This is a genomic window from Pseudoalteromonas sp. SG44-1, assembly GCF_014164315.1.
Lineage (GTDB): Bacteria > Pseudomonadota > Gammaproteobacteria > Enterobacterales > Alteromonadaceae > Pseudoalteromonas > Pseudoalteromonas rhizosphaerae.
The window spans coordinates 1-390 of the sequence record NZ_JACJEW010000255.1 but is presented as its reverse complement, the minus strand read 5'-3'; the positions used below and the strand labels follow the sequence as shown (position 1 = coordinate 390).

Below are 390 nucleotides of genomic sequence, written 5' to 3'. Positions count from 1 at the left end.
AATTATATTCAGTTTTACAATTACAAACGTAGGCATTCTACGCTTAATTATATGACGCCACATCAGAAATATAATGAATTAAAAAATGCCGCTTAGAATCTCTACAGAATTTGTTGACCATTACATGCCAAGCTTAAAGCGCAAATTGGAGAAACTTCATTCTGAAGGTGCGCATTGGTGGGTTCTTCGAGACGAAAACGCTCCAGATAAAGTTCATTACCCTTATACAGACTCCAAAGATGAATGGGCCGAGGAAATATTAAATTTGTAAGCGTATAGCTAACGACACCTAGCTTTGTTTAATGTTCCAAGGTAGCAGTGGCTCAAGGTTATCTGGCTGCTCAGCAAGGTACTGTAAGCATGTTGATATATAGTTATGCACCACAAGGT

General features: G+C 38.2%; 1 protein-coding gene. It reads left to right on the top strand.

Annotated features, from left to right (window positions below):
* Positions 1-96: IS3 family transposase (locus tag H5187_RS25285; RefSeq protein ID WP_404936146.1), on the top strand; the 96-nt coding region annotated here is incomplete at its 5' end.
* Positions 97-390: the final 294 nt, after the last annotated feature.